The sequence below is a fragment of the Pseudomonas sp. PSB18 genome, from assembly GCF_014596565.1.
GTDB lineage: Bacteria > Pseudomonadota > Gammaproteobacteria > Pseudomonadales > Pseudomonadaceae > Aquipseudomonas.
In genome coordinates this window covers 177,688-203,755 of record NZ_NOIN01000004.1, presented here as the reverse complement: position 1 = coordinate 203,755, position 26,068 = coordinate 177,688, and the positions used below count along the sequence as shown (strand labels likewise).

The following is a 26,068-nucleotide window of genomic DNA, read 5'->3' as shown; positions in this document are numbered from 1 at the left end:
CAATAACAGCCTTACCGGTTTGCCAGAACACCGAAGAAGCTGTGTTAAAGTCAGCGACCTTTTTATCGACATTCGCGTGATATGGCCGATTCCAGTTCCCCAGCAAGCCCCTCAAGCTTGAAAGTCTATTTCCGCCTGCTCGGCTACGTGAAGCCTTACATCGGCTTGTTCGGGTTGAGCATCGTCGGTTTCCTGATTTTCGCTTCTACCCAGCCGATGCTCGGCTACATCCTCAAGTACTTTGTCGACGGCCTCTCCAATCCGAACGCGGTGCTGTTTCCCACAGTGCCTTACCTGCGGGACCTGCAGTTATTACAGGCGGTGCCGTTGCTGATCATTTTGATTGCTGCCTGGCAGGGGTTGGGTTCGTATCTGGGCAACTATTTCCTGGCCAAGGTTTCGCTGGGACTGGTGCATGATCTGCGGGTGCAGCTATTCAACAACCTGCTCACGTTGCCCAATCGCTATTTCGACAAACATAACTCGGGTCATCTGATTTCCCGCATCACTTTCAACGTGACGATGGTAACCGGGGCGGCAACAGATGCGATCAAGGTCGTTATCCGTGAAGGCATGACGGTAGTTTTCCTGTTCGCCTCGCTGTTGTTCATGAACTGGCGCCTGACCCTGGTGATGGTGGCGATCTTGCCGCTGATTGCGGTCATGGTCCGCACCGCGAGCAAGAAATTTCGCAAGCAGAGCAAAAAAATCCAGGCGGCGATGGGGGATGTGACACATGTCGCCTCCGAGACCATCCAGAGCTATCGCGTGGTGCGCAGTTTCGGAGGTGAGGTCTATGAGCAGAAGCGCTTCCTCGAGGCCAGCCAGGGCAACACCGACAAACAGTTGCGAATGACGCGTACCGGAGCTATTTACACGCCATTGCTGCAACTGGTGATCTACAGTGCGATGGCCGCGCTGATGTTCTTGGTCCTGTTTCTGCGCGGCGATGCTTCGGCGGGCGACATGGTGGCCTACATTACCTTGGCGGGTCTGCTACCCAAGCCCATCCGCCAGTTGTCGGAAGTCAGCTCCACGATCCAGAAAGGCGTCGCCGGTGCGGAAAGTATTTTCGAACAACTGGATGTCACGCCGGAAACCGACACCGGTACCGTAGAGCGTGATGCCGTTAGCGGGCGGCTCGATGTGCGCCATCTGAGCTTCACCTACCCTGACACCGACAGGCAGGTACTCGATGACATCAGCTTTTCGGTGGAGCCAGGACAAATGGTTGCGCTTGTGGGGCGCTCGGGCAGCGGCAAGTCCACCCTGGCTAACCTGATCCCTCGTTTCTATCACCACAATGACGGTGAGATCCTGCTTGATGGCGTTGAAATCGAGCAGTACAAATTGTTGAACCTGCGCCGTCATATTGCCCAGGTGACTCAGCACGTAACGCTGTTCAGCGACACGGTTGCCAACAATATTGCCTACGGCGACCTGGCCGGTGCGCCGCGCGTCGATATCGAGAAGGCGGCGCAGGACGCTTATGCCATGGACTTCATCAGGCAATTGCCTCAAGGCCTGGATACCCAGGTCGGTGAAAACGGTGTGCTGCTTTCCGGTGGTCAGCGTCAACGTCTGGCTATCGCCAGGGCTCTCTTGAAAAATGCTCCGCTGTTGATTCTCGACGAGGCTACTTCGGCCCTGGATACCGAGTCCGAGCGGCATATCCAGTCCGCGCTGGATCAGGTCATGAAGGGCCGGACGACCTTGGTGATTGCCCATCGGTTGTCGACCATCGAAAAAGCCGACCTGATCCTGGTGATGGATCAGGGGCGCATCGTCGAACGTGGGACTCACGGCGAACTGCTGGCGCAGAACGGCTATTACGCGCGCTTGAATGCTATGGGGCTGGATGCCCCGGGTCAGGATATTGCCTGAGCTACAGGTTCGCTTCGACAGCGGGGTGTCGTTTGAACCGTGCCTGCTGGCCGTACGCAGCCTTGCTGGTACGGGAAGCTATGCTGAGTGCGGGCCGTCAACTGGCCCGGCGGGTCCGCTCACGTGACCACGAGATGCACGGCTATGGATGAGGCGTCAAAGGTATGAAGCAACAGTCACGGATACGCTCCCTTGCGTCAGTTGTCACGCCCCAGGATCGGGCCTTCATCAAAGCCCAGCGACCACGTTGCATCTGGCTGACCGGGCTCTCGGGAGCGGGCAAGTCGACCCTGGCCAACGCCCTGGAAGTGCAGCTCAACCAGCGAGGCTTGCATACGTCGCTGCTGGACGGCGATAACTTGCGCCAGGGGCTGTGCCGAGGGTTGGGCATGGATGCCGAGTCCCGTAAGGAAAATATCCGGCGCATCGCTGAGGTGGCGCGCCTGATGGTCGATGCGGGGTTGATCGTCATCGTTGCGGCAATTTCTCCTTTTCGCGCAGACCGGGAAGCGGCCCGACAATTATTCTCCCAGGGCACCTTTGTCGAGGTTTATGTGAGCACGCCTTTCGGGGTTTGTGCCGAGCGCGATCCCAAGGGGCTGTACCGCGAAGCCCGTGCTGGGCGGATCAAGAATTTTACCGGGATCGACAGTCCTTACGAAGTGCCGCTTGAGCCTGACTGTGAAATCAATACCGATGAGGTCGAGCTGGCTCAGGCTTGTCAGCGCCTATTGGCATTGCTGCTGGGCTGATCGAGCACGCACACCGTGATCCTGTTGCAGTCGCGGATAAGTCTTCGTTCAACCCTGTGCTAATATCGCGTCCCTGTTCATTTTGTATGTGGGATGCTCCATGAAGTTGTCCATGCCGCGATTCGATCAAGCCCCTGTATTGGTGGTCGGCGATGTCATGCTCGACCGTTATTGGCATGGCGGTACCTCACGGATTTCCCCTGAGGCACCGGTGCCGGTGGTCAAGGTCGAGCACATTGAGGATCGTCCCGGCGGAGCCGCCAACGTCGCTCTGAACATCGCCGCCCTGGGCGCCCCGGCCTCCCTCGTGGGCGTGACCGGGGACGACGAGGCTGCCGACAGCCTGAGTAACAGTCTCAAGGGCGCGGGCGTGAGGGCGAAATTCCAACGCATCGCGCACCAACCGACCATTGTCAAGCTGCGGGTCATGAGCAGGCACCAGCAACTTCTGCGGATCGATTTCGAAGAGCCTTTTGCCACCGACCCCCTGGCGCTGGTCGCTGATGTTGAAAGCCTGCTTGAAGGCGTCAAGGTGCTGGTGTTGTCGGACTACGGCAAAGGCGCCTTGAAAAACCACCGAGCGCTGATCGAGGCCGCCCGTGCCCGAAACATTCCGGTCCTGGCCGATCCCAAGGGAAAGGACTTTTCCATCTATCGTGGCGCCAGTTTGATCACCCCGAACCTCAGCGAGTTTGAAACCATCGTCGGCGGTTGCGCCGATGAGCACGAGCTGGTGAGCAAGGGCGCGCAGCTTATGCAAGAACTCGACTTGGGCGCGTTACTGGTGACCCGGGGCGAGCATGGCATGACCCTGCTGCGCCCTGGTAATCCTGCGTTGCACCTGCCAGCCCGCGCTCGAGAAGTATTCGACGTAACGGGCGCTGGTGACACCGTGATCTCGACCCTGGCTGCTGCCATCGCTGCCGGTGAGGAACTGCCCCACGCGGTGGCCCTGGCGAATCTGGCGGCGGGCATCGTTGTTGGCAAGCTTGGCACGGCCGCCATCAGCGCCCCCGAGCTACGTCGCGCCATTCAACGCGAGGAAGGTTCCGAGCGCGGTGTGCTGGGCTTGGAGCAACTGTTGCTGGCGGTTGACGACGCCCGTGCCCACAACGAAAAAATCGTTTTCACCAACGGCTGCTTTGACATCCTGCACGCCGGCCACGTGACCTACCTCGAACAGGCCAGGGCCCAGGGCGATCGCCTGATCGTAGCGGTCAATGACGATGCGTCGGTGAGCCGTCTAAAAGGGCCGGGCCGCCCGATCAACAGTGTGGACCGGCGAATGGCGGTTCTGGCCGGCCTTGGTGCGGTGGACTGGGTCATCAGCTTCAGCGAGGGTACACCGGAAAACCTGCTGCGCCAGGTCAAGCCCGATGTGCTGGTAAAGGGCGGTGACTACGGGATCGATCAAGTCGTGGGGGCTGATATCGTCGCGGCTTATGGCGGCACCGTGAAGGTCTTGGGGTTGGTAGAAAACAGTTCGACTACGGCCATCGTCGAGAAGATTCGCGGTCGTTGAATTAAACCTGGATTCACCCCCGGCAGGCGCGAGCGGAGCGTCTGTCCACTCTGGACGATAGCCCCGTCCATCCCCCTACCTTATTTCGTTTGTGGTCGATTAGTATGAAAGTCATGCTCTTGGTGATGGATGAACAGCGTGTGATCCTTGATCGCCTCTATGAGGTGGCACGGGAGAATTGCGACGACTGCGTCATCTATCGCTTGAGTAAACAGCAGCAGATGAATCTCGGCCCATTCCTGGCGTCGGTTAATTATCAGGACTTCGATCGGGTAGTGATTTTCTCGCGGGTCAAGCGCCTGGTCCGGCAGTTGAGCGTATTGAAGTGCATTCCGGGTCTGATCTTCCTCGAGCATGACGCTTATCAGAACTATATGCGCGAAAGTAAATACAGAAGCGTCTACTCACGTTTGTATCGTCGGTTGCCCAGTTGTCGTGCGTTGGTATCGGGTGCCGTAGTTGCCCGCCGGATGCAGGCCGAGGACATCGATGCGGTGTTCGTATCCAAGGGTTATGACGAACAGATGCTGCACAACACGGGCAGCGTTCGCGATATTCCCGTCGGGTTCCTCGGAAGCCTCAAGAGCACCGAATATGCCCAGCGTAAAACCTTGCTCGAGTCTCTGGCCAGGCGTACTGGCATGCTCGTGACGCGTACCGCGTCGGGTCGCGAGTACCTGGAAACCCTCAATCGCATCAGGATCTTCGTCAGCGCCGACCTGGGCATGGGGGAGTTCATGATCAAGAACTTCGAGGCCATGGCCTGCGGGTGTGTGCTATTGGCCTGGAGCCAGGGTGAAGAGGATAAGTTGCTCGGTTTCGAGGACATGGAGAACGTGGTGTTCTACCATTCCGAGGGCGAAGCTGTGCAGAAGCTGGAGTTGCTGCAGCGTGAGCCGGAACTGGCGGCGCGGATCGCCAGCAAGGGCCAGGCCTTCGCCGAAAGCCGCTATTCATTCGCTCGCGTCGGGCAGGATCTGGCTGCAGAAATCCAGCGAGAGATGCGTCCTTGGCAGCCGCCCTCGGCGCTCATCCGCTGGTGGGTCAAGCTTCGCTATGGTATGCGGGTGCCGGGGTAGACGACATGGACAAGCGCGCGGCTCAATCCGGCGAGATGGCCCTTGACCGGCTGCCTGGTGGCGATCAGTCGGTATTCGACGCGATCCCCCAGGCATTGAAGGATTGCCTGGGCAAAGCATCCCGAGTGCTGCTGGTGGCGAACAATCCGGCGATCACGGCGGCGGACTTCCAGGCGCTCGGTATCGGTAGTGACGATGTAGTCGTGACGTTCAACACCTGCCTGAACTCGGCGCTGCTCAACCGACAGAGCGTTAATGTGTTGGTGCATGGTTTCAACGCCCCCGATGCGTATTTCTTTGGTCTGCCGTACAAGCCCGAAGTGCAGCAATTGTTCGAGCTGGCCGCGGCGCGCTGCTTCACGATGCTGGTGGGGTGCACGGCGCCCATGTCGCCGCTGCCGGGTGTCACCTTATATCGCGAGCGCATTCCGCTGCCTCCGTTGTGGAACTACCCGGTCGACAGACCTGGCGGCAAGCGCTATGTCGGTCCCTCGACGGGCTTCAATGCGCTAGTGGTCTTTGATTGGTTGCGTGGGCACGCAGGCTATACCTATCAGTTGATGACCCTGGGTTTCTCCAACGAAGCAGGAAAACTCTGGGGCGGACACGCCTGGGATTATGAGCGGCAATGGCTGCTGGAAGCTGACGTGACGGTCGTGCCGTTGCAACGTAGCCGTTGGTGGCATCGGTGGTTCCGTCGTCGCTGAGTCCGGTGGGTCACGTCGAACCAGCTGATGCGCCGCTGCGGGGATTTTCTTCTTTATGGTCGGGACAGAACGCGTGTTGAAAGTTGCGGTGGCATTTTTTGGTATCCCGAGAAACTCGGCAATTTGCTTTCCCTCCATCCGGGAGAACGTCCTGGGGCAGATCCCTGCGGGAAGCGAAGTGCAGTGTTTCTACCACCTGTACAAAATCGATGAAGTGCACAACCCGCGTTCTGGCGAGCGGGGTGAGCTGAGTACCGACAATTACGCGCCGTTCAGCACCATGACCGGCCAGCTCCATTCCACCGAGGGGGTTCTGGAACGTTGGGACTTCGAGCGGGTCAAGTCCCTGGGCGATACCTGGGCAGATGGATACGCTTCGCTCAGGAACCTGATTTATCAGCTCAACTCCCTGCACACCGTGACGGAAATGATGGAGCCGTTCGATCCGGATTTTGTCGTGTTCGTACGTCCCGACAATTTCTACCACACGGCGCTTCCGGCTTACGTGTTCGATCATTCCGTTGCCCGCAGGGCGAACGCCTATATCCCCGATTGGCAATGGTGGGGCGGTCTGAATGATCGTTTTTCGATCTGTGGGCGTGATGCCTACCGTGCCTACGGCAAGCGTATCGAGCGCATTTTCGATTTTTGCCAGGCGACAGGCAGGAAGCTGCATTCCGAACGACTGCTCAAATATGCCCTTCAGCAGTCAGGGGTCAAGGTTTGCACCCTGCCAACCACCGCGTCACGGGTGCGAATCGACGGCGCCTTCGCCGAGGAATCGTTCTCGCCCAAACGGGGTATGGGTAAGCGCGAAAATCGCTATTTCCATTTGCTCGCCCGCTGGCGTACCTATATCGATAAACGGCGTTCGGCGTGACGCTATTTTTGCAGCGTCCCGCGAACCATGCGCATGAGGCCCAGGGCCTTCTTGCGTAGTTTGGTCAGACCCTGGCGATGGGGAGGAGGGGGCGTCAGACCCTGCTGCGCGGTCCAGTCCTTCCAGCGGATGCGCTCTTCGCGAACCACCCAGCCTTCCTGGCTGGCGAAGCTTTCGGCCAGATGCAGGCCGCGTGTGCCGGCAGGGACCAGTTGATCGCGTTTGAGTGTGTAGAGCTCACCCGTTGGCTTGCCGTCCTCAAGCGGCATCAGGTACAGGTCCGGCCGTTTGCGATCCAGGCGCGCCACCAGTTGATCGCCCTCAAGTCGTTCATCCACATGAAACAGACTCAGGGACTTGGCTTCTTTTGGGACTTCCAGGCGCAAATCGTAAATCAGCTGCAGTGACGCTGTCGGCAGATGCACGTAGGCCCGCGGTCGTTCGATCAATTGCAGATTGGCGCTACGCACCGGACGGGCCGAGCCCGACAGCGGCGTCAGGCGAAACGGCAATGCTTCGCGATAATGCAAGGCCGTGGCGTAGGGTGCTGGCAGCCAGGTGTCGTTGAATCGTCCGCCGAGCCAGCCTTCAGGGGTTTCCAGCAGGCATTCCTCGGCTATTTCACTGATGGCAGTGAGTAACGGCAGATTCAATTCGTGGGCCGGGACATAACCGGAAATCAGCTTGAGCACCACGTCGCCGCGATCCTGCCGACGCTGGCGCACCAACACCCAATAGTCGCGGTTTTGCCACTGCAGGGTCAGGCGCACCGAGACCCCCAGGTTCGCCAGCTCCACGGAAAAACGTTCGGCATCGGCCACCGTCACGGGGCGGCGGCGCTGCAAGGTCTGGGCGAAGTTCAGCGGCATCCCGACGCTCTGGTAGGTCAGGCCTTCGGGCGTCGCTTCGACGAACAGCGGCAGGGTCTTGAAGTTGCTCGGGTTCTTCCTGATGAGCGTGCGCGGCATATCGGCTCCTGCTAAAAACCGCGTGAAGCGGCGTCAGTTTTTACGTAGGACCTTGGCTACGGTCGCGACGTTATGGGCGAGGTGCAGCGGATTGATGGTGCCGACAATAGCACTGGCGATCCCTGGGTGCTCAAACAACAGTTCGAAGCTGGCCTGGACTGGATCCACGCCCGGGCTCAGGCAGGCGTGACCGCTGGCGAGGGCTTTCTTCACCAGGATGGCTTTGCCGTGCTCGGTAGCGTAGTCAATGACCGCGCTTTCGCTTCGTTCGTTCAGATTGTAGGTAACCATGGCGCAGTCACCCTGTTCGAGGGCCTTCAGGCCACCCTCGACCGTCTTGCCGGAGAAGCCGAAGCCACCGATCTTGCCCTCGCGCTTGAGCGCCGCCAGGGTCGGGTAGACCTCGCTGTCGTTTAGGATCGCCAGGTCATTACCGTCGGAGTGCACCAGTACCAGGTCGATATGGTCGGTCTCCAGGCGCTTGAGGCTGCGCTCCACCGAGAGGCGGGTGTGGGCGGCACTGAAGTCGTGACGCGACTGCCCGTCGCTGAACTCTTCGCCGACCTTGCTGACAATCACCCAGTCCTGGCGTTGACCGCGCAACAGCGGGCCGAGGCGTTCTTCGCTGCGGCCATAGGCCGGTGCGGTGTCGATGAGGTTGATGCCCAGGTCACGCGCCAGCTTGAGCAGCATGCGTGCTTCGTCGTCATCGGGAATGCGAAAACCGTTGGGGTACTTGACCCCCTGGTCGCGCCCGAGCTTGACGGTGCCCAGGCCCAGTGGAGAGACCAGCGGTCCGTGGTTGCCCAGGGGGCGATAGAAATCGTGCAGGGTCGCCTGGCTCATGGCAGCAGCTGCTCCCAGGCTGGCACGCCCATGGGCGGTTTCGGCAGGTCCGGCAGCGGGGCCGGGTGGCTGGGGGTGATACCGCCCTGCTGCAATGCGGCAATCACCCGGTCGGAAAAGTCCGGGGCCAGGGCCAGTTTGGTCGGCCAGCCCACCAACAGGCGATCCTGCTCGGCGAGGAAGGCGTTGTCCGGGCGGGTCAGGCCCGATTGCAGCGGTTCTGCGCGATCGACCCGCAGGGTGGCCCATTGCGCGGTGGTGAGGTCGACCCAGGGCAGCAATTGTCCGAGTTCCTTTTGCGCGGTGGCGATCTGTGCGGCGGGTTCGCGGGCCACGCCATCGGCTTCGGCGATATCGCCACCCAGGTACCAGACCCATTGGCCATCGGCGGCCGGGTGAGTGGTGACGGTGATACGCGGCTTCGGCCCACCCCCCAGGCAATGGGCATAAAGCGGCTTGAGGCTCGGTCCCTTGACCAGCACCATGTGCAAGGGCCGGCGCTGCATGGCCGGCTGGTCCAGGCCCAGGGCCGTGAGCAGGTCGGTGGTACCGGCCCCGGCACTGAGGACAATGCGCTGGGCACGGATCTCACGACCGTCCACCTTCAGGCCCACCAGTTCGCCGGCTTCGCGCAGCGGCTCGATGTGCTGGCCGGCGAGCAGGCTGTCGCCGGCCAGTTCCGCCAGGCGTGCAATCAGGCTGGGGACATCCACCACCAGTTCGGCCAGGCGATAGACCTTGCCTTTGAAACGTTTGTCCTGCAGGGCCGGTGGCAGTTGGTCGCCCTTGACCTGATCGACCCGTCCGCGCACGGCCTTACTAGCGAAAAAACTGGTGAGATTGCCGGCCAGGGTGCCGGGAGACCACAGGTAATGGGCCTCGGACAGCAGGCGCACGCCGGACAGGTCCAGCTCGCCGTCGCCAGCGAGCGCTTCGCGCCAGCGGCGCGGCATGTCGGCGATGGCTTCCGAGGCGCCGGTCAGAGCACCATGCAGCGCATATTTGGCGCCGCCATGGATGATGCCCTGGGATTTGACGCTCTGCCCACCGCCGAGGCTGGCACTTTCCACCAGCACGGTCGAATAACCCTGTCGACGCAGGCGCGCATTCAGCCAGAGGCCGGCGACTCCGGCGCCGACAATCAGCACGTCGGTGGAAATAACGGATGGCATGCAGCGACCTCAGTGTTCAAGACGAAGGCGCAGTATACAGACTCGATGAGCTGAGTTTGGCCACCCATTCAGGGGCAATCGTCAAAACTGTGGCGAGGGAGATCCCCTCGCCACAATCGTATTTCATGCAGAGGTGTTTCGTGTTTCTTAGTGACCAGCAGTCTTGGAGAACAGCTGGATCACCACGACCCCCAGAACGATCAGCGCCATCCCCAGCATCGCCGGCACGTCCAGCTTCTGCCCGTAGATGAACAGTGCCGCAACGCTGACCATGACGATGCCCATGCCGGCCCAGACCGCATACGCCACGCCCACCGGGACGCTGCGCACCACCAGGGTCAACATCCAGAAAGCGATGCCGTAGCCCGCGATCACCAGCACCAGGGGCAGGGGCGTGCTCAGGCCTTTCACTGCTTTCATCGAAACAGTGGCGATGACTTCGGCGCAGATGGCGATAGCGAGGTAGTAGTAGGCATTCATGGCGAAACCTCTTTGACTGTTGCGTCTTTCGATGTCGCCATTCTAGTGCTTGGCTAGATGCGGTAAAGTCATTACCTATCTGTTAAAGAGATAGGTTGGGTCATGAACGTTGAGTGGAATCTTGAGCAATTGCGACTGTTCGTAGGGGTTGCCGAACAGCGTTCGTTTTCCGCCGTGGCTCGGGATCAGCGCAAGGCCCAATCGGCCGTCAGCAGTGCGATTGCCTTGCTGGAAGCTGACTTGGGCGTGAGCCTGTTCGAGCGCAGCAGCGGCCGCCAGCCGAAGCTCACCGATGCCGGCGAGGCATTGCTGGAGGAAGCGCGGGAGGTGTTGCGTCAGTGCGAACGCCTCAATGGCCGGGCCCTGGCCCTGATGCGCGGACAGGAAGCGTCGCTGCGCCTGGCCCAGGACGAGGCCATGCCCTATCAACCGGTCATCGACAGCCTGGCGGCGTTGGCCGAGCGATTCCCCACCCTCGAGGTGCAACTGGCCAGTGCCGCCCAGGGCGATGTGGCGCGCAAACTGGTGGAGCGTCGCGCTGACCTGGGCTTGTTGTTTTACCACGACCAGATCCCCGAAGCGCTGGAGCGCCGGGTGTTGGGCAGCGTCGAGATGGTCACCGTGTGTAGCAAGGGGCACCCGCTGGCCAGCCACGACTACGTGTCCTGCCGGGAAATGGCCCGGCACCGGCAGTTATTGATGGCGACCCAGTCCAGCGTCTACCCCGGCAGCGAGCAGGCCAGCCCGCAGGTCTGGCGCGCCGACAGTTTCTACGTCCTGGCCGAGTGGCTGAGAAGTGGCCTGGGCTGGGCCTGGCTGCCGCGGCACGTGGTGCAGTATCCGGCGTACCTGGGCGACATGGTCGAACTCAACAGTGAGTGGACCCCGCCGGCCCTGGTGGTGGAACTGGTCTGGCGTCGCGACGAGCCCTTGGGCCCGGCCGCACGCTGGCTGGCGGAACGTTTTGCCGTGCAGTTGCAGGCGATCGGCTGAAAAACCGATAAACTCCGCCGCCATGAACAGAACACTCTATAGCGCATTGTTTTACCTGGGGCTGCCATTGGTAGCGATTCGGCTGTGGTTGCGGGCGCGCAAGGCGCCGGCGTATGCCCGGCGCATCGGCGAGCGGTTTTCCTGGGGGCTGCCGGTCATGGCCCAGGGCGGCATCTGGGTCCATTCGGTCTCGGTGGGCGAAAGCATCGCCGCCGCGCCGATGATTCGCGCCCTATTGCAACGTTATCCACAGTTGCCCATCACAGTGACCTGCATGACGCCCACGGGCTCGGAGCGGATCCAGGCGTTATTCGCCAATGAACCGCGCATTCAGCATTGTTATTTGCCTTACGACTTGCCCTGCGCTGCCAGGCGTTTTCTCGATCGGGTGAGGCCGACGCTGGCCGTGATCATGGAAACCGAGCTGTGGCCCAACCACATCCATCAATGCGCCAGGCGCGGTATTCCCGTGGCCTTGGCGAATGCGCGTTTGTCGGAGCGTTCGGCCCGGGGCTATGCGCGCTTCCCCAGACTCACTCGGCCGATGCTGGCCGAGATGAGCCTGTTTGCCGTCCAGACCGAAGCCGAGGCCGAACGTTTCCGCCAGTTGGGCGCCCGGGCCAAGACCGTCGAGGTCACCGGCTCGATCAAGTTCGACCTGACCATCGACCCGCAACTGCTCGAACGCGCCAGTGCCTTGCGCAGCCAATGGCAGGCGACAGATCGCCCGGTCTGGATCGCCGCGAGCACCCATGAGGGCGAAGACGAGGTGGTACTGGCCGCGCACCGTCGGCTACTCGACAGTTATCCCGACGCGTTGCTGATCCTGGTGCCGCGTCATCCCGAGCGTTTCGACACCGTGCACCGGTTGTGTGAAAGCGAAGGCTTTGCCACGGTCCGCCGTTCCAGCGCACAGCCCGTTACCGCGCAAGTCTCGGTGTTGCTGGGCGACACCATGGGCGAACTGCTGTTTCTCTATGCGTTGGCCGATAGCGCGTTCGTGGGCGGCAGCCTGGTGCCCAATGGCGGCCACAATCTGCTGGAGCCGGCGGCGCTGTCGAAACCGGTCCTCAGCGGGCCGCATCTGTTCAACTTCCTCGAAATCGCCGCGCAACTGCGCAGCGCCGGGGCATTGCAGGAAGTCGAAGATGCCGAGAGCCTGGCCTGGGCCATACAACGGCTGTTCGAACTGCCCCGGGATGCACAGCGCATGGCCGAGGCGGGACTGAAGGTGATGCGCACCAATCAGGGCGCGTTGCAGCGGCTGCTGGAGGGGTTGGGGCGGTTGATCTCCGAACGGTGATCGTTGCTCTTGTGGCGAGGGGATTTATCTGTGGCGAGGGGATTTAGCGAAACGTCGCACCGCCCCGCTGGGGTGCGAAGCGCCCCCCCCTTCAAACTACCTGACACACTGCACTATCAGGTTTTGGGGCTGCTGCGCAGCCCAGCGGGGATAAATCCCCTCGCCACAAAGGTTACTGCTGCTTACTGCGCGGGCCGCGAACGCAACTGCTGCGACGCCGCCTGCGCCAGGTCCGGCGGCAGGAAGTCCCGGTCCGGGTTGTAGTCGGGCTTGAGGTAGCGTGACAGGTCCTGCAGGTCGGCCGGGCTGAGGGTGCCGGCGGCCTGCTTGAGGCGCAGGTTGTCGAGGATGTAGTCGTAGCGGGCGTTGTTGTAGTTGCGCACCGAAGTGTACAGCTGGCGCTGGGCATCCAGCACATCGACGATGTTGCGAGTCCCCACCTGATAACCGATCTCCGTGGCTTCTACCGCACTCTGGTTGGAGATGATCGACTGGCGTCGGGCCTGGACCTGTTCCACGTCGGTATTCACTGCGCGGTGCAGGTTGCGGGTGTTCTCCACCACCTGCCGGCGCAGGCCTTCGCGCTGCTGCTCGGTCTGGGTGAGTTGCGAATAGGACTCGCGCACCTGGGAGCTGGTCAATCCGCCGCTGTAGATCGGGATACTCAACTGCAGGCCGATGGTGCGCTGCTCGGCATCGCCACCGTAACGCTGGCCGGTCGGGCTCGGGTTGGTAAAACCGAGGCCGTCGTTATCGCCTTTTTTGTACTGGGCTATCGCGTCGAGCGTGGGCGCATGACCGGCCTTGCGCTGGCGCAGGGTGTCTTCGGCGGCGTCGACGGCATAGTTGCTGGCCAGCAGGTTGAGGTTCTGCTTGGCCGCGGTGTCGACCCAGGCCTTGGCATCATTCGGCACCGGCGGCAGGATCGGCAACGTGTGAACGATGCCCTGGATCGAGTTGTACTGGCGGTTGGTCAGGGTGATCAGGGCTTCGAACGCATCCTCGACCTGGCGCTGGGCGAGGATCCGGTTGGCGCGGGCAGTGTCGTAGCTGGCCTGGGATTGCAGCACGTCGGTCTTGTCCGACAGGCCCACGTCGAAGCGTTCGTTGGACTGGTCGAGTTGACGCTTGAAAGCCGCTTCCTCGGCCTTGGTCGAGGCCAGGTTGTCCTGGCTGCGCAGTACGTTGAAATAGCTCTCGGCGCTCTGCAGGATCATGTTCTGCTCGGTGGCCGACAGTTGCAGCGACGCTTGTTCGTTGACGGATTTTGCCGCCTGCAACTGGAACCAGCGGTCGGCCCGGAAAATGGGCTGGGACAACGTGGCCTGGTAAACCGTGGCGCTGCGGGTGGCGGTCAGCGCCGGTTGGTCGAGTTCGGTACGGGTGTTGTTCAGGTCGGCACCGGCCGACAGGTTGGGCAACAACCCGGCGCGGGCCTGGGGCACCACTTCTTTCTGGGCGCCATACTGGGCGCGGGCGGCGGCCAGGTCGGCGTTGTTGTCCACCGCTTCCTGGTACACGCTCACCAGATCGGTCCGGGTGGATAAGGGCGCTTCGGCAGCCCAGGCCATTCCATTGGACGCACAAGACACGGCAAGGGCCAGTGAGAGTTTGCGCAGCATGAGGCGATCCCTACTTCTCAAATGATTGCGCACAAGAGGCGCGGCGTAGCGAGTGTAGTTGCGCACGGGCACGGCAACAATCCTGTATATGCGCCATTCATCACGCCTTTTGCTGCGGTGATGGCGTTCTGCGGTGGTTGTGTCTAGACTGGCCGGGTTCTTGTCGGGGTGCCTTGCTATGAGGCTGAGATCGAATAATTTCGGATCCCGTTGAACCTGATCAGGTTAGCGCCTGCGTAGGGAACAAGATTTCTCGTCACCCGGCGAGTCCTCTTGTGCTTCGTCCGGGATGTTGTTCGACCCTCGAACACACTCGTGCATCAAGCACAGCATCCGCACTGTCGTGCAGGATTGCGTCCATTCGCTACAGGTTCGCTCCGACAAAAATCCACTGCCTGGATGTGTGTCTGGAGAGCCCGTGATGACGACAAAATCAAAAAACGCGATCAACCTCAGTGATTCGGCCCAGGTCGATCAGCAATCGGTTCAGCCTTTTACCCGCTCGCAAAAAATCTATGTCCAGGGCAGCCGCCCGGATATCCGCGTGCCGATGCGCGAAATCAGCCTCGACGTGACGCCGACCGACTTCGGCGGCGAGATCAACGCGCCGGTGACGGTGTATGACACCTCGGGCCCGTACACCGATCCGAACGTGATCATCGACGTGCGCAAAGGCCTGGCCGACGTGCGTTCGCCGTGGATCGAGGCCCGTGGCGACACCGAGCGCCTGGCCGGCCTGAGCTCCAACTTCGGTCAGGAGCGCCTGGCCGACCCGGAGCTGACCAAGTTGCGCTTCGCCCACGTGCACAATCCACGCCGCGCCAAGCCCGGTGCCAACGTCAGCCAGATGCACTACGCGCGCAAGGGCATCATCACCGCCGAGATGGAATACGTCGCCATCCGCGAAAACATGAAGCTGGAAGTGGCCCGCGCCGCTGGCTTGCTGGACCAGCAACACGCCGGCCACAGCTTTGGCGCCAGTGTGCCGAAGATCATCACGCCGGAATTCGTCCGTGACGAAATCGCCCGGGGTCGCGCAATCATCCCGGCCAACATCAACCACACTGAACTGGAACCGATGATCATCGGCCGTAACTTCCTGGTGAAGATCAACGGCAACATCGGCAACAGCGCGCTGGGTTCGTCCATCGAAGAAGAAGTGGCGAAGCTGACCTGGGGTATTCGCTGGGGTTCGGACACGGTGATGGACCTGTCCACCGGCAAGCACATCCACGAAACCCGCGAGTGGATCATCCGCAACTCGCCAGTGCCCATCGGCACCGTGCCGATCTACCAGGCCCTGGAAAAAGTCGGCGGCGTGGCCGAAGACCTCACCTGGGAGTTGTTCCGCGACACGCTGATCGAACAGGCCGAGCAGGGCGTCGACTACTTCACCATCCACGCCGGCGTGCTGTTGCGCTACGTGCCGATGACCGCCAAGCGCGTCACCGGTATCGTCAGCCGTGGCGGTTCGATCATGGCCAAGTGGTGCCTGGCGCACCACAAGGAAAACTTCCTCTACACCCACTTCGAAGACATCTGCGAAATCATGAAGGCCTACGACGTCAGCTTCTCGCTGGGCGATGGCCTGCGTCCGGGCTCGATTGCCGACGCCAACGACGAAGCGCAGTTCGGTGAGCTGGAAACCCTCGGCGAACTGACCAAGATCGCCTGGAAGCACGACGTGCAATGCATGATCGAAGGTCCGGGCCATGTGCCGATGCAGCTGATCAAGGAGAACATGGACAAGCAGCTGGAGTGCTGCGACGAGGCGCCGTTCTACACCCTCGGTCCGCTGACCACCGACATCGCGCCGGGCTACGACCACATCACCTCCGGTATCGGCGCGGCGATGATCGGCTGGTTCGGTTGCGCCATGCTCTGCTACGTGACCCCGAAAGAACACCTGGGGTTACCGAACAAGGATGACGTGAAGACCGGGATCATCACCTACAAGATCGCCGCCCACGCGGCTGACCTTGCCAAAGGCCACCCGGGCGCGCAGATCCGCGACAACGCCCTGAGCAAGGCGCGCTTCGAGTTCCGCTGGGAAGACCAGTTCAACCTCGGCCTGGACCCGGACACTGCTCGCTCGTACCACGACGAAACCCTGCCGAAGGATTCGGCCAAGGTCGCGCATTTCTGCTCGATGTGCGGGCCGAAGTTCTGCTCGATGAAGATTACCCAGGAAGTCCGCGAGTACGCGGCCAACCAACGCATCGAGGCGGTGGATGTGGACGTCGCCCAAGGGATGGCGGAGCAGGCTGAGCGGTTCAAGCAGGAAGGCAGTCAGCTTTACAAGAAAGTGTGATCCGAGCTGATGGCGGCGGTGCTTTCGCCGCCGCCATCGCGAGCAGGCTCGCTCCTACAGTGGATCGCGGTGTGCACAATCCTGTGCCTGCCGCCGGCCCCTTGTGGGAGCGAGCCTGCTCGCGATAGCGGTCGCTAAAACAACAAATATCTCTCTGAGACAACCCCCTTGAACATCCAACCCAGCACCTACTCCCCCGACATCGCCGTCCCCACGGACAAACGCGTCTTTGGCGCCCGCGATCTATTCTCCCTGTGGTTCTCCCTCGGCATCGGCCTGATGGTCTTGCAGGTCGGTGCCTTGCTGGCGCCGGGCCTGGGCCTGAGCGGTTCGTTGCTGGCGATCTTCCTAGGCACACTGATGGGCGTCCTGCTGCTGGCGGCCGTCGGGGTGATCGGCAGCGACACCGGCCTGTCGGCCATGGCCGCCCTCAAGCTCAGCCTGGGCCGCAAGGGCGCGAGCGTGCCGGCGGTGTTGAATCTGCTGCAACTGATCGGCTGGGGCTCGTTCGAGATCATCGTCATGCGCGACGCCGCCAGCCTGCTGGGCGCCCGGGCCTTCAGCGAAGGCAGCCTCGGGGCGAACCCGCTGCTGTGGACCTTGTTCTTCGGTGCCCTGGCCACCTTGCTCGCGGTGAGCGGGCCGCTGACCTTCGTGCGTAAAGTGCTGCGCAAGTGGGGCATCTGGTTGCTGCTGGCGGCGTGCACCTGGCTGACCTGGAACCTGTTCGCCAAGGCTGACCTGGCGGCGCTGTGGGCCCAGGCCGGCGACGGCTCGATGCCCTTGGCCGTGGGTTTCGATATCGCGATTGCCATGCCGTTGTCCTGGCTGCCGCTGATCGCCGACTACTCACGCTTCGGCAAACGCGCCAGGAATGTCTTCGGCGGCACGGCGCTGGGGTTCTTCATCGGTAACTTCTGGCTGATGAGCCTGGGCGTGGCCTATACCCTGGCGTTCGCACCGAGCGGTGAAGTCAATGCGCTGTTGCTGGCCCTGGCAGGCGCCGGATTGGGCGTTCCACTGCTGCTGATTCTGTTGGACGAGTCGGAAAACGCGTTCGCCGACATCCATTCGGCGGCGGTGTCCAGCGGCATGTTATCGGGCTTGAAGGTCGAGCACCTGGCGTTGGCGATTGGTGTCATCTGCACCCTGATCGCCTGCTTCGCGCCGTTGGCGCAGTACCAGAACTTCCTGCTACTGATTGGCTCGGTGTTCGCGCCGCTGTTCGGCGTGGTGCTGGTGGACCACTTCATCCTGCGCAAACGCCGCAGTCAGGTGGTATCCACTTCGTTGCGCTGGCCGGCGCTGTTGGCCTGGCTGGGTGGGGTGAGCACTTATCACCTGCTGGCCAATTTCTACCCGGATATCGGCGCAACCCTGCCGTCACTGGTTCTGGCAGGGCTGCTGCAACTGGTGCTGGGCCGGGCTTTCAGCTACGGCCGGGAAACAGCTCGGGCTTGAGAATGCCGTTGAGGCGCGGGTAAGCGATCTTCAGTTCGATGTGGCCCAGGGCGTAAGGCGCAATGGTGCTGGTTTCGTACTTGAGGATCACCCCGCCGTAGGTCAGCGCCACGTTCTGGGTTTTCTGGAATTGCCACTGCTTCAGGAACTCCGGTTCCTGATCCAGCTTGGTGCTGATCAGCCAGCTGTTATGGGCTACTTGGGCCGCTTTCCAGAAGGCTTCTTCCTGCCCCGGCAGCAGCATGTCCGACAGTGTCAGCACCTTGTGCTGCTGGCGCGAGTAATTGATGAAGCCGCGCCCCGGTGTGCCATGGGCGCCGCCGGTGTCCAGGTAGCTGGACAGCTCGACAATCACCAGGCCGTCATGTTGCTCACGTACTTTGGCCTGCAAGTAGCTGCTGGTACGCGGCGGGGCGCTGCGCAGGAACTGCTCGCGATACGCCGCCAGCGTGGGCGCCACCGGGGCGTCAGGCGTGGTGCGGGTCATCTGGAGCAAGCGCTTTTCGACGATCCCGTCCAGGGCGGGCTCGGCCGGAAAGTGCACGGTGTCGATGTTCACCAATGGGCAGTCGGCGCTGGCGCAGCCTGGTTGCAATTGCTCCGAGGCATCGCGGGTGGTTTCCAGTGGCGCACGGTAGTTGGGTTGGAACAGGCTTTGGCAAGCACCCAGTGTCAGGGCAATGGCGGCCAGCGAAGCAATTCTGAAAAGCGACATGGGCGTCCTTCATGAAACAGGGAAAGGCAAAAAGTTACCCGCTTCGACTGTCAGCAGGGCAATCAGTTCGCCACTAAACTCATTAGAATTCTTTCACCTGCCGCCGTCCATCCCGATGAGAGGAAAGGGGCTGCATCAAGGGTACGGGCGCGTTAGGATGGCGCGAAGCCGAGGTAGGAACCTCGAATCGATTGCTCCAGACGAGGACTGCCATGACTGATTTCGCCAACGCCACACCGACCATCGTGGACATTGTCAAACGCGACAGCTGCTACCAGGGTTTCTACAAGCTCGATCGCGTCCGGCTGCGCCATGAGTTGTTCGCCGGCGGCATGAGCCGTGAAATCAGCCGTGAGTTGTTCGTGCGCCATGACGCGGTGTGCGTCTTGCCCTACGACCCGCAACGCGATGAGGTGGTGTTGATCGAACAGTTTCGTGTCGGCGCCATGGGCAAGACCCCCAACCCTTGGCTGGTAGAGCTGGTGGCGGGCCTGATCGACAAGGACGAGCAACCGGAAGAAGTTGCTCATCGTGAAGCGCAGGAGGAAGCTGGGCTGGACTTCGCTGCGCTTTGGCCGATGACCAAATATTTTCCATCGCCGGGTGGCAGCGATGAATTCGTGCATCTTTATCTGGGGCGTTGCGACAGCACGGGGGCCGGTGGCCTGCATGGACTCTTGGAGGAAGCCGAAGACATTCGCGTGAAGGCCTGGGCTTTCGAGGATGCCCTGCAGGCGGTGCGCGACGGGCGTATCTGCAACGCGGCCAGCATCATTGCCTTGCAATGGCTGGCCTTGAATCGCGATGAAGTGAGGGGGCTATGGTCTTAAGCAAGCTGCGCGATCGCTATCGTGTCGATCTGGTCGGGCTGCAAGCCGCCTGCGAGGCCAACTACGCCCGCCTGATGCGCTTGTTGCCGGACATGCGCAACGACCCTGCGCCGCGTCGCATCGCCGTGACCCATGGCGACCAGATGCTCGGTGTGCTGGCGCTCGAAGTGCTGCAGACCTGTCCGTACACCACCACCTTGCAAGTGCGCCAGGAACACAGCCTGCCCTGGCTGCCGGTGCCGCAGCTGGAGGTTCAGGTCTATCACGATGCGCGCATGGCCGAAGTGGTGAGCGCCGAGCATGCAAGACGCTTTCGTGGCATCTATCCTTACCCCAATGCCTCGATGCATCAGCCGGACGAAAAGGCCCAGTTGAATCTGTTCCTGGGTGAGTGGCTGAGTCATTGCCTGGCGCTGGGTCACGAATTCGAAGTGGTTCGCTAGCTGTCTGTGAACCGGTTCCGGTTCGCGGGTTTCCCCTTTCGATCATCCCCAGCATAATTGCGACTTCATCCAATGGCGTGATCGCGCCTGGGAGCGAGCGATTTGCCGAGCGTATCCACCCTGACCACCGCCGATCCGGTGTTGCTGGTCCAGCTGTCCGACAGCCACCTGTTCGCCGAGGCCGACACCTCGCTGCTGGGCATGAACACCCGCGACAGCCTGCGTGCGGTCATTGACCTGGTCCTGAAGCAGCAGCCGAACATCGACCTGATGCTTGCCACCGGGGATCTGTCCCAGGACGGGACGCTGCAATCCTATGAGGCGTTCCGGCAGATGACTGCCCGGATCGACGCGCCGGCGCGCTGGATTCCGGGTAACCATGATGAGCCGCAGGTGATGCTCCAGGCCGCGGTCCAGAGCATGCTGCTCGATCCGGTGGTGGATATCGGGAATTGGCGCATCACGCTGCTGGACTCTGCGGTGCCGGGTTCGGTGCCGGGGTTCCTGGCGGAGGAGCAGTTGATCCTGTTGGCCAATGCCTTGAGCGAGGCGCCGGAGCGGCATCATCTGGTGTGTCTGCATCACCATCCGGTGTCGATCGGGTGTGAGTGGATGGCGCCCATTGGGTTGCGCAATCCGGATGCGTTGTTTGCGGTGCTGGATCGGTTTCCGCAGGTGCGGGCGGTGCTTTGGGGGCATGTGCATCAGGAGGTCGATCAGGTGCGTGAGGGGGTGCGTCTGTTGGCTTCGCCTTCGACTTGTATTCAGTTTGAGCCTGGGTCTGTGGATTTTGCGGTGGGTGAGCAGGCGCCGGGGTATCGGTGGTTGCGGCTTCTGCCGGATGGGCGGTTGGAGACGGGGGTTGAGCGGGTGGTGGGGTTTGAGTTTGTGGTTGATTATGGGGCCAATGGTTATTGAGGTTGTTGTCCGGGGACATATCCGTTGCTGCGGTAACGGCTACTTAGGGTTCCGCCCTTACGGCGGGTTACTTTTGGCAAACGCCCCAAAAGTAACCAAAAAGGCTTGGCCCCACCACTCGGCACCTCGCCAAGGCGAGGTGTTCCCTCACTCCGGCATTGCTCCGTGGGCCCGCCGCGAAGGGCCATCCATGGCCCAGCGCGGCTAACCCGGCATCCATGCCGGGTTGCCCGCTACGCAATACCTGCGTTCGGCCGTTGTGGTTAACGGGGCCCGAAGATCAAAAGCAAAGCAAAGCAAAGCAAAGCAAAGCAAAGCAAAAGCAACGGCGAGGCGGCCTTGTGGCCGGCCTGTTCTTGCGGCTGACCTTGGGCCCCTGTGGGAGCGGGCTTGCCCGCGAAGGCGTCCTGAAGGCCGACCTGTCTCTTGGGCCATACCTCGTCCCACTGTGGGAGCGAGCCTGCTCGCGATGGCGGCTTTACTGCCGACCTAAATCTGTGGGAATGGTCGGACATTCAGGCGGAATTTTCCGACGAGTTCTGGCGGTTGCCGGGTGGGAAGGGTTCTCGCTAACCTTTTTTGGTCGCTGCAATCAGCGGCCGGGCCTGGAAAACCCGAAGAGTAAAAGGCGTAACAGCGCACCACGTGAGATACTGCCGTGCTTTAGCTGTGCAGTTCTGCGTTATGGCGGCTGTGCGTGGGAGACTTTCGAGTCTGCCGGGTTTTCCTTTTACCTCGGTTTTTCCAGCCCTCGCATAGCTGCCACCTCTCGACTGGAAAACGAGACGTGGCGGCTCCACTTGGTAAAAGGAACCTCACCATGTTCAAAGTTACCCCCAATCCCCCAAAAACCGATCCCACCGCACCCCACACCGGTCTCGACGCTAAAAAACTCGACGAAGCCGCCGAACGCGCCCTCAACTTCTACCTCGCCCCAGAACCCCAGGCCAAAAAGAAACCATCCCCCGGTCAGCTATTCACCCTCGTCGAAGACCTGGACAGCGAAACCCTCCTGGCCAACCTCAGCGAGACCCTGGCTTCCGCCAATGCGATGCTCAGCGACCTCGCCTTCAACCTGGAAGGCTCCAACCGGCATATAGCCTTCGGCGTCCAGCAGATGGTCGAACTCAGTGAGCTGCTGGCAAACCGAGCGCTGGACGTCGTCGACCCTCGATAGGTCAGACAACCTTTTGCTTTTGCTTTTGCTTTTGCTTTTGATCTTGAACGCCCCATTAACCACGCTGGCCGAACGCAGGCATTGCGTAGTGGGTAACCCGGCATGGATGCCGGGTTAGCCGCGCTGGGCCATGGATGGCCCTTCGCGGCGGGCCCACGGAGCAATGCCGGAGTGAGGGCACACCGAGCGTAGGCGAGGTGCCGAGTGGTGGGGCACAGACCTTTGGTTACTTTGGGGCGTTTGCCAAAGTAACCCGCCGTAAGGGCGGAACCGTAAGCCGCCGCTACCGCAGCAACGGATATGTACTCGACCAAAAAACCTCACCAACCGCAAGGCCGCCATCGCGAGCAGGCTCGCTCCCACAAAAAGCTGGGATAAATCCCTAGTAACGGAAAGCATGTCCCCCAAACACCCCCAATCTCCCGTAAACTCCGGCCTTTGCCCCCAAACCCAGGGAGTTGGCATGTCAGCTTCGATCCTCTACATCCACGGCTTCAACAGCGCCCCAGCCTCAACCAAGGCCCGTCAACTCATCGACGTGATGACCCGCCTGGGCCTGGGCGATCAGCTGCAAGTGCCAGCCCTGCACCACCACCCCCGCGAAGCCATGGCCCAATTGGAACAGGCAATTGCGCAACTGGGACGGCCGCTGCTGGTCGGCAGCTCGCTCGGCGGCTACTATGCGACTCACTTGGCCGAGCGCCACGGCCTCAAGGCACTGTTGATCAACCCTGCGGTCAGCCCCCATCGGATGTTTGACGGCTACCTGGGCACGCAAAAGAATTTATACACCGATGAAACCTGGGAGTTGACCCACGACCACGTCACGGCCCTGGCCGCGTTGGAAGTGCCGGCGCCCCGGGATCCGCAGCGGTATCAGGTATGGTTGCAAACCGGTGACGAAACGCTGGATTATCGCCACGCCCAGCAGTACTACCGTGCCTGTGCCTTGCGCATCCAGGCCGGCGGCGACCACAGTTTCCAGGGGTTTGCCCAACAGTTGCCGGCGCTGTTGAGTTTTGCCGGCATTGGCGCCGATTTGTACCAGGCGATCGACTTCACCTCGCTGTGAACCATCGCCCCTTTTTCATTCGAACACTGACGACGAGACCCCATGGCCACTCCCAGCGCTAGCTCTTATAACGCAGACGCCATCGAAGTCCTCTCGGGCCTCGACCCGGTGCGCAAGCGTCCCGGCATGTACACCGACACCAGTCGGCCGAACCACCTCGCCCAGGAAGTCATCGACAACAGCGTCGACGAAGCCTTGGCCGGGCACGCCAAATCGGTGCAGGTCATCCTGCACGCCGACCATTCGCTGGAGGTCAGCGATGATGGCCGTGGCATGCCGGTGGACATTCACCCCGAAGAGGGGGTGTCGGGTGTCGAGCTGATCCTCACCAAGCTCCACGCGGGCGGCAAGTTTTCCAACAAGAACTACCAGTTCTCCGGCGGTCTGCACGGGGTGGGTATTTCCGTGGTCAACGCCTTGTCGACCCAGGTCCGGGTGCGGGTCAAGCGTGACGGCAACGAATACCAGATGACGTTCGCCGACGGCTACAAGGCCACCGAGCTGGAAGTGGTCGGCAGCGTCGGCAAGCGCAACACCGGCACCAGCGTGTATTTCGCGCCGGACCCGAAGTATTTCGATTCGCCGAAGTTTTCCGTCAGCCGCCTCAAGCATGTGCTCAAGGCCAAGGCCGTGTTGTGCCCGGGGCTGTTGGTCAGTTTCGAGGACAAGGCCACCGGTGAGAAAGTCGAGTGGCATTACGAAGATGGCCTGCGCTCTTACCTGGTGGACGCGGTCAGTGGTTTTGAACGCCTGCCCGACGAACCGTTCTGCGGCAGCCTGGCGGGCAACAAAGAGGCGGTCGACTGGGCGCTGTTGTGGCTGCCCGAGGGTGGCGAGAGCGTCCAGGAAAGCTACGTCAACCTGATTCCCACGGCCCAGGGCGGTACTCACGTCAACGGGTTGCGCCAGGGCCTGCTCGATGCGATGCGTGAGTTCTGCGAATTCCGCAACCTGCTGCCCCGTGGGGTGAAGCTGGCGCCGGAGGACGTGTGGGAGCGCATTGCCTTCGTATTGTCGATGAAGATGCAGGAGCCGCAGTTCTCCGGGCAGACCAAGGAACGCCTGTCGTCGCGAGAAGCGGCGGCGTTTGTCTCCGGTGTGGTCAAGGATGCGTTCAGCCTGTGGCTCAACGCCAACCCGGAAACCGGCCTGGCCCTGGCGGAGCTGGCGATCAACAACGCCGGTCGTCGTCTCAAGGCCAGCAAGAAGGTCGAGCGCAAGCGCATTACCCAGGGACCGGCGTTGCCCGGCAAGCTCGCCGATTGCGCCGGGCAGGACCCGATGCGTTCCGAGTTGTTCCTGGTGGAAGGTGATTCCGCCGGTGGCTCGGCCAAGCAGGCGCGGGACAAGGAATTCCAGGCGATCCTGCCGTTGCGAGGCAAGATCCTCAATACCTGGGAAGTGGACGGCAGCGAAGTGCTGGCCAGCCAGGAAGTGCACAACATCGCCGTGGCCATCGGGGTCGATCCGGGCGCCGAGGACATGAGCCAACTGCGCTACGGCAAGATCTGCATCCTCGCCGACGCCGACTCCGACGGCCTGCACATCGCAACCTTGCTGTGCGCCTTGTTCGTCCAGCATTTCCGTCCGCTGGTGGACGCCGGTCATGTCTACGTCGCCATGCCGCCGCTGTACCGCATCGACCTGGGCAAGGAAATCTACTACGCGTTGGACGAAGCCGAGCGAGACGGCATTCTTGATCGACTGGTGGCCGAGAAGAAACGCGGCAAGCCGCAGGTCACCCGATTCAAGGGGCTGGGCGAGATGAATCCGCCGCAGCTGCGCGAAACCACCATGGACCCGAACACCCGTCGCCTGGTACAGCTGACCCTGGACGATTTCGCCGCGACGTCGGAGATGATGGACATGCTGCTGGCGAAGAAACGCGCCGGTGATCGCAAGTCCTGGCTCGAGTCCAAGGGCGACCTGGCCGAGGTGTTGGCCTGATGCGCAAGGGTTTCGCCCTGGCACTGTTGCTGTGGGCGGGGGCCGTCTTCGCTGGGCCTGCGCCGGAATTGAAGTTGCTGGCCGAGCACGCTGTCGACGGCATGCGCGGCGGCAATCTGTCCGGGCTGGCCCTCTGCGGCGATGAGATGTGGACGGTGTCGGATCGCGACGATGACCGCATTTATCGCCTCGACACCTCCGGTGATGGGGCCTGGCCTGCCCAGGCGTTGATCATCGACGTGCCGCAGGCGCCGGACAGCGGCTTGCCCTGGGGGCTGAGATCGCGCACCTGGGCGGCGTCATTCCTGCGCGGTGGCGAGCTGGATTTCGAGGGCATCAGCTGCGACAGCGCCGGTAATCGTTATGTGGTCAGTGAATCCCATGCCGCGGTGTTGCAGGTGCCGCCGGTGGGCGACGTCTCCTGGTTGAGAATTGCGCCGACAATGATCCGCGAGGCTCGTGCCAGCGGGATGTTGCTGCATTTCAATGCATTGTTCGAAGGCCTGGCGGTGAACCCGGTCGGCGATCGGCTATGGCTGGCGGCGGAGCGAGAGCGGCGTGGCTTGCTGTTGATCAAGCGTCAGCAAACGGTGTGGGACTGTGACGGTCATTGTGTGCTGTTGAGCGAAGCAGGGCAGGAAATGCAGCCGGCGCAGTTTTCCAATGCCAAGGCGGTATCCCGGGATTTTGCCGACCTGTCCCTGTTCGACGGCAAGCTGTTCACCCTGGAGCGCAACGCCTTTCAGATCTGCCGCCGCGACCCCCAGACCGCCGAAGTCGAGCGCTGCTGGTCGTTCGCCGCCGAGGCCTTGCAGGACAATCGTCGCTATTCCCAGGCCTATGGGCTGGCCGAAGCCCTGGTGGTGGACGCCAAGGGCGCCTGGGTTGGCCTGGACAACAATGACGGGCCGCGGGCCGACGGCGAAGAGCGGCCGATCATCTGGCGCTTCGCCGCACCCGATGGCGGCTGGAGCGCTTCGCCATGA

At 61.7% G+C, this 26,068-nt stretch carries 23 protein-coding genes and 1 riboswitch; of the genes, 17 read left to right on the top strand and 6 right to left on the bottom strand.

The window, feature by feature from the left end; genetic code table 11:
* Positions 1 to 81: 81 nt before the first annotated feature.
* From msbA to CGA22_RS11895, 6 genes are all read left to right on the top strand, one after another.
* Positions 82 to 1,884 (top strand): lipid A export permease/ATP-binding protein MsbA, encoded by a 1,803-nt coding sequence (gene msbA, locus CGA22_RS11920; protein ID WP_041022675.1) that lies wholly within the window; start codon positions 82 to 84, stop codon positions 1,882 to 1,884.
* A gap of 164 nt (positions 1,885 to 2,048) precedes the next feature.
* Entirely contained in the window at positions 2,049 to 2,636 is a 588-nt protein-coding gene (cysC, locus tag CGA22_RS11915) for an adenylyl-sulfate kinase (protein ID WP_041022676.1), read from the top strand.
* A 100-nt stretch (positions 2,637 to 2,736) separates the two neighbouring features.
* Complete coding sequence (gene hldE / locus CGA22_RS11910; protein ID WP_041022677.1) at positions 2,737 to 4,158, top strand: bifunctional D-glycero-beta-D-manno-heptose-7-phosphate kinase/D-glycero-beta-D-manno-heptose 1-phosphate adenylyltransferase HldE; 1,422 nt, start codon at positions 2,737 to 2,739, stop codon at positions 4,156 to 4,158.
* Positions 4,159 to 4,262: 104 nt separating this feature from the next.
* Positions 4,263 to 5,237 (top strand): glycosyltransferase, encoded by a 975-nt coding sequence (locus tag CGA22_RS11905; RefSeq protein WP_041022678.1) that lies wholly within the window; start codon positions 4,263 to 4,265, stop codon positions 5,235 to 5,237.
* A gap of 5 nt (positions 5,238 to 5,242) precedes the next feature.
* On the top strand, positions 5,243 to 5,944 hold the full coding sequence (locus CGA22_RS11900; protein ID WP_041022679.1) for a hypothetical protein: 702 nt from the start codon (positions 5,243 to 5,245) through the stop codon (positions 5,942 to 5,944).
* A gap of 73 nt (positions 5,945 to 6,017) precedes the next feature.
* Complete coding sequence (locus CGA22_RS11895; RefSeq protein ID WP_041022692.1) at positions 6,018 to 6,824, top strand: hypothetical protein; 807 nt, start codon at positions 6,018 to 6,020, stop codon at positions 6,822 to 6,824.
* Between the two features lie 2 nt (positions 6,825 to 6,826).
* Here the strand turns inward: CGA22_RS11895 and CGA22_RS11890 are convergent, their stop codons facing one another.
* From CGA22_RS11890 to CGA22_RS11875, 4 genes are all read right to left on the bottom strand, one after another.
* On the bottom strand, positions 6,827 to 7,792 hold the full coding sequence (locus CGA22_RS11890) for a hypothetical protein (protein ID WP_041022680.1): 966 nt from the start codon (positions 7,790 to 7,792) through the stop codon (positions 6,827 to 6,829).
* Between the two features lie 33 nt (positions 7,793 to 7,825).
* Positions 7,826 to 8,638 carry an aldo/keto reductase gene (locus CGA22_RS11885; RefSeq protein ID WP_041022681.1) on the bottom strand — a complete coding sequence of 271 codons (813 nt, stop codon included), beginning with the start codon at positions 8,636 to 8,638 and terminating at the stop codon, positions 7,826 to 7,828.
* Positions 8,635 to 9,810 (bottom strand): NAD(P)/FAD-dependent oxidoreductase, encoded by a 1,176-nt coding sequence (locus CGA22_RS11880; protein WP_041022682.1) that lies wholly within the window; start codon positions 9,808 to 9,810, stop codon positions 8,635 to 8,637. Before CGA22_RS11880 ends, CGA22_RS11885 begins: the two co-directional genes overlap by 4 nt.
* A 147-nt stretch (positions 9,811 to 9,957) precedes the next feature.
* On the bottom strand, positions 9,958 to 10,290 hold the full coding sequence (locus CGA22_RS11875; RefSeq protein WP_024781428.1) for a DMT family transporter: 333 nt from the start codon (positions 10,288 to 10,290) through the stop codon (positions 9,958 to 9,960).
* 102 nt (positions 10,291 to 10,392) lie between these two features.
* On the opposite strand from CGA22_RS11875, the gene CGA22_RS11870 reads away from it, so the two are divergent.
* Both CGA22_RS11870 and waaA read left to right on the top strand, forming a co-directional pair.
* Positions 10,393 to 11,283 (top strand): LysR family transcriptional regulator, encoded by an 891-nt coding sequence (locus CGA22_RS11870; RefSeq protein ID WP_041022683.1) that lies wholly within the window; start codon positions 10,393 to 10,395, stop codon positions 11,281 to 11,283.
* A 22-nt stretch (positions 11,284 to 11,305) separates the two neighbouring features.
* On the top strand, positions 11,306 to 12,586 hold the full coding sequence (gene waaA, locus CGA22_RS11865; protein ID WP_041022684.1) for a lipid IV(A) 3-deoxy-D-manno-octulosonic acid transferase: 1,281 nt from the start codon (positions 11,306 to 11,308) through the stop codon (positions 12,584 to 12,586).
* A gap of 182 nt (positions 12,587 to 12,768) precedes the next feature.
* Here waaA and CGA22_RS11860 read toward each other — a convergent pair whose 3' ends face one another.
* Positions 12,769 to 14,208 (bottom strand): TolC family outer membrane protein, encoded by a 1,440-nt coding sequence (locus CGA22_RS11860; RefSeq protein ID WP_041022685.1) that lies wholly within the window; start codon positions 14,206 to 14,208, stop codon positions 12,769 to 12,771.
* Between the two features lie 154 nt (positions 14,209 to 14,362).
* Positions 14,363 to 14,468, top strand: a riboswitch (TPP riboswitch).
* Positions 14,469 to 14,629: 161 nt separating this feature from the next.
* On the opposite strand from CGA22_RS11860, the gene thiC reads away from it, so the two are divergent.
* On the top strand, positions 14,630 to 16,519 hold the full coding sequence (thiC, locus tag CGA22_RS11855) for a phosphomethylpyrimidine synthase ThiC (protein ID WP_041022686.1): 1,890 nt from the start codon (positions 14,630 to 14,632) through the stop codon (positions 16,517 to 16,519).
* Positions 16,520 to 16,687: 168 nt separating this feature from the next.
* Positions 16,688 to 17,980: a putative hydroxymethylpyrimidine transporter CytX gene (gene cytX, locus CGA22_RS11850; RefSeq protein ID WP_041022687.1), complete on the top strand. Its 1,293-nt coding sequence runs from the start codon at positions 16,688 to 16,690 to the stop codon at positions 17,978 to 17,980.
* Here the strand turns inward: cytX and CGA22_RS11845 are convergent.
* Positions 17,949 to 18,695 carry a DUF3298 domain-containing protein gene (locus CGA22_RS11845; protein WP_041022688.1) on the bottom strand — a complete coding sequence of 249 codons (747 nt, stop codon included), beginning with the start codon at positions 18,693 to 18,695 and terminating at the stop codon, positions 17,949 to 17,951. The genes cytX and CGA22_RS11845 overlap by 32 nt on opposite strands.
* 212 nt (positions 18,696 to 18,907) lie before the next feature.
* On the opposite strand from CGA22_RS11845, the gene CGA22_RS11840 reads away from it, so the two are divergent.
* The 7 genes from CGA22_RS11840 (at position 18,908) to CGA22_RS11810 (ending at position 26,068) form a co-directional block, all read left to right on the top strand.
* A complete protein-coding gene (locus CGA22_RS11840; RefSeq protein ID WP_041022689.1) occupies positions 18,908 to 19,525 on the top strand; it encodes an NUDIX domain-containing protein in 618 nt (205 codons plus the stop codon).
* Positions 19,516 to 19,968, top strand: a complete 453-nt coding sequence (locus CGA22_RS11835) for a DUF1249 domain-containing protein (protein WP_024781420.1) — start codon at positions 19,516 to 19,518, stop codon at positions 19,966 to 19,968. The genes CGA22_RS11840 and CGA22_RS11835 overlap by 10 nt, the downstream gene beginning before the upstream one ends.
* A 102-nt stretch (positions 19,969 to 20,070) precedes the next feature.
* Positions 20,071 to 20,886, top strand: coding sequence for a 3',5'-cyclic-AMP phosphodiesterase (cpdA, locus tag CGA22_RS11830; RefSeq protein ID WP_041022690.1), 816 nt, complete (start codon positions 20,071 to 20,073; stop codon positions 20,884 to 20,886).
* An 820-nt stretch (positions 20,887 to 21,706) separates the two neighbouring features.
* Positions 21,707 to 22,063: a DUF6124 family protein gene (locus CGA22_RS11825; protein ID WP_041022691.1), complete on the top strand. Its 357-nt coding sequence runs from the start codon at positions 21,707 to 21,709 to the stop codon at positions 22,061 to 22,063.
* Between the two features lie 463 nt (positions 22,064 to 22,526).
* On the top strand, positions 22,527 to 23,135 hold the full coding sequence (locus CGA22_RS11820; protein WP_041022082.1) for a YqiA/YcfP family alpha/beta fold hydrolase: 609 nt from the start codon (positions 22,527 to 22,529) through the stop codon (positions 23,133 to 23,135).
* 42 nt (positions 23,136 to 23,177) lie between these two features.
* On the top strand, positions 23,178 to 25,082 hold the full coding sequence (gene parE / locus CGA22_RS11815; RefSeq protein ID WP_041022083.1) for a DNA topoisomerase IV subunit B: 1,905 nt from the start codon (positions 23,178 to 23,180) through the stop codon (positions 25,080 to 25,082).
* Positions 25,082 to 26,068 (top strand): esterase-like activity of phytase family protein, encoded by a 987-nt coding sequence (locus CGA22_RS11810; protein WP_041022084.1) that lies wholly within the window; start codon positions 25,082 to 25,084, stop codon positions 26,066 to 26,068. Before parE ends, CGA22_RS11810 begins: the two co-directional genes overlap by 1 nt.

Coding starts and splice junctions, on each gene's coding strand:
- CGA22_RS11840 (WP_041022689.1), top strand. CDS start 18,908: ATGACTGATTTCGCCAACGCCACACCGACCATCGTGGACATTGTCAAA.
- CGA22_RS11905 (WP_041022678.1), top strand. CDS start 4,263: ATGAAAGTCATGCTCTTGGTGATGGATGAACAGCGTGTGATCCTTGAT.
- msbA (WP_041022675.1), top strand. CDS start 82: ATGGCCGATTCCAGTTCCCCAGCAAGCCCCTCAAGCTTGAAAGTCTAT.
- CGA22_RS11860 (WP_041022685.1), bottom strand. CDS start 14,208: ATGCTGCGCAAACTCTCACTGGCCCTTGCCGTGTCTTGTGCGTCCAAT.
- cysC (WP_041022676.1), top strand. CDS start 2,049: ATGAAGCAACAGTCACGGATACGCTCCCTTGCGTCAGTTGTCACGCCC.
- CGA22_RS11825 (WP_041022691.1), top strand. CDS start 21,707: ATGTTCAAAGTTACCCCCAATCCCCCAAAAACCGATCCCACCGCACCC.
- CGA22_RS11810 (WP_041022084.1), top strand. CDS start 25,082: ATGCGCAAGGGTTTCGCCCTGGCACTGTTGCTGTGGGCGGGGGCCGTC.
- CGA22_RS11835 (WP_024781420.1), top strand. CDS start 19,516: ATGGTCTTAAGCAAGCTGCGCGATCGCTATCGTGTCGATCTGGTCGGG.
- CGA22_RS11845 (WP_041022688.1), bottom strand. CDS start 18,695: ATGTCGCTTTTCAGAATTGCTTCGCTGGCCGCCATTGCCCTGACACTG.
- CGA22_RS11880 (WP_041022682.1), bottom strand. CDS start 9,810: ATGCCATCCGTTATTTCCACCGACGTGCTGATTGTCGGCGCCGGAGTC.
- parE (WP_041022083.1), top strand. CDS start 23,178: ATGGCCACTCCCAGCGCTAGCTCTTATAACGCAGACGCCATCGAAGTC.
- CGA22_RS11820 (WP_041022082.1), top strand. CDS start 22,527: ATGTCAGCTTCGATCCTCTACATCCACGGCTTCAACAGCGCCCCAGCC.
- CGA22_RS11885 (WP_041022681.1), bottom strand. CDS start 8,638: ATGAGCCAGGCGACCCTGCACGATTTCTATCGCCCCCTGGGCAACCAC.
- hldE (WP_041022677.1), top strand. CDS start 2,737: ATGAAGTTGTCCATGCCGCGATTCGATCAAGCCCCTGTATTGGTGGTC.
- thiC (WP_041022686.1), top strand. CDS start 14,630: ATGACGACAAAATCAAAAAACGCGATCAACCTCAGTGATTCGGCCCAG.
- waaA (WP_041022684.1), top strand. CDS start 11,306: ATGAACAGAACACTCTATAGCGCATTGTTTTACCTGGGGCTGCCATTG.
- CGA22_RS11900 (WP_041022679.1), top strand. CDS start 5,243: ATGGACAAGCGCGCGGCTCAATCCGGCGAGATGGCCCTTGACCGGCTG.
- CGA22_RS11875 (WP_024781428.1), bottom strand. CDS start 10,290: ATGAATGCCTACTACTACCTCGCTATCGCCATCTGCGCCGAAGTCATC.
- CGA22_RS11870 (WP_041022683.1), top strand. CDS start 10,393: ATGAACGTTGAGTGGAATCTTGAGCAATTGCGACTGTTCGTAGGGGTT.
- CGA22_RS11890 (WP_041022680.1), bottom strand. CDS start 7,792: ATGCCGCGCACGCTCATCAGGAAGAACCCGAGCAACTTCAAGACCCTG.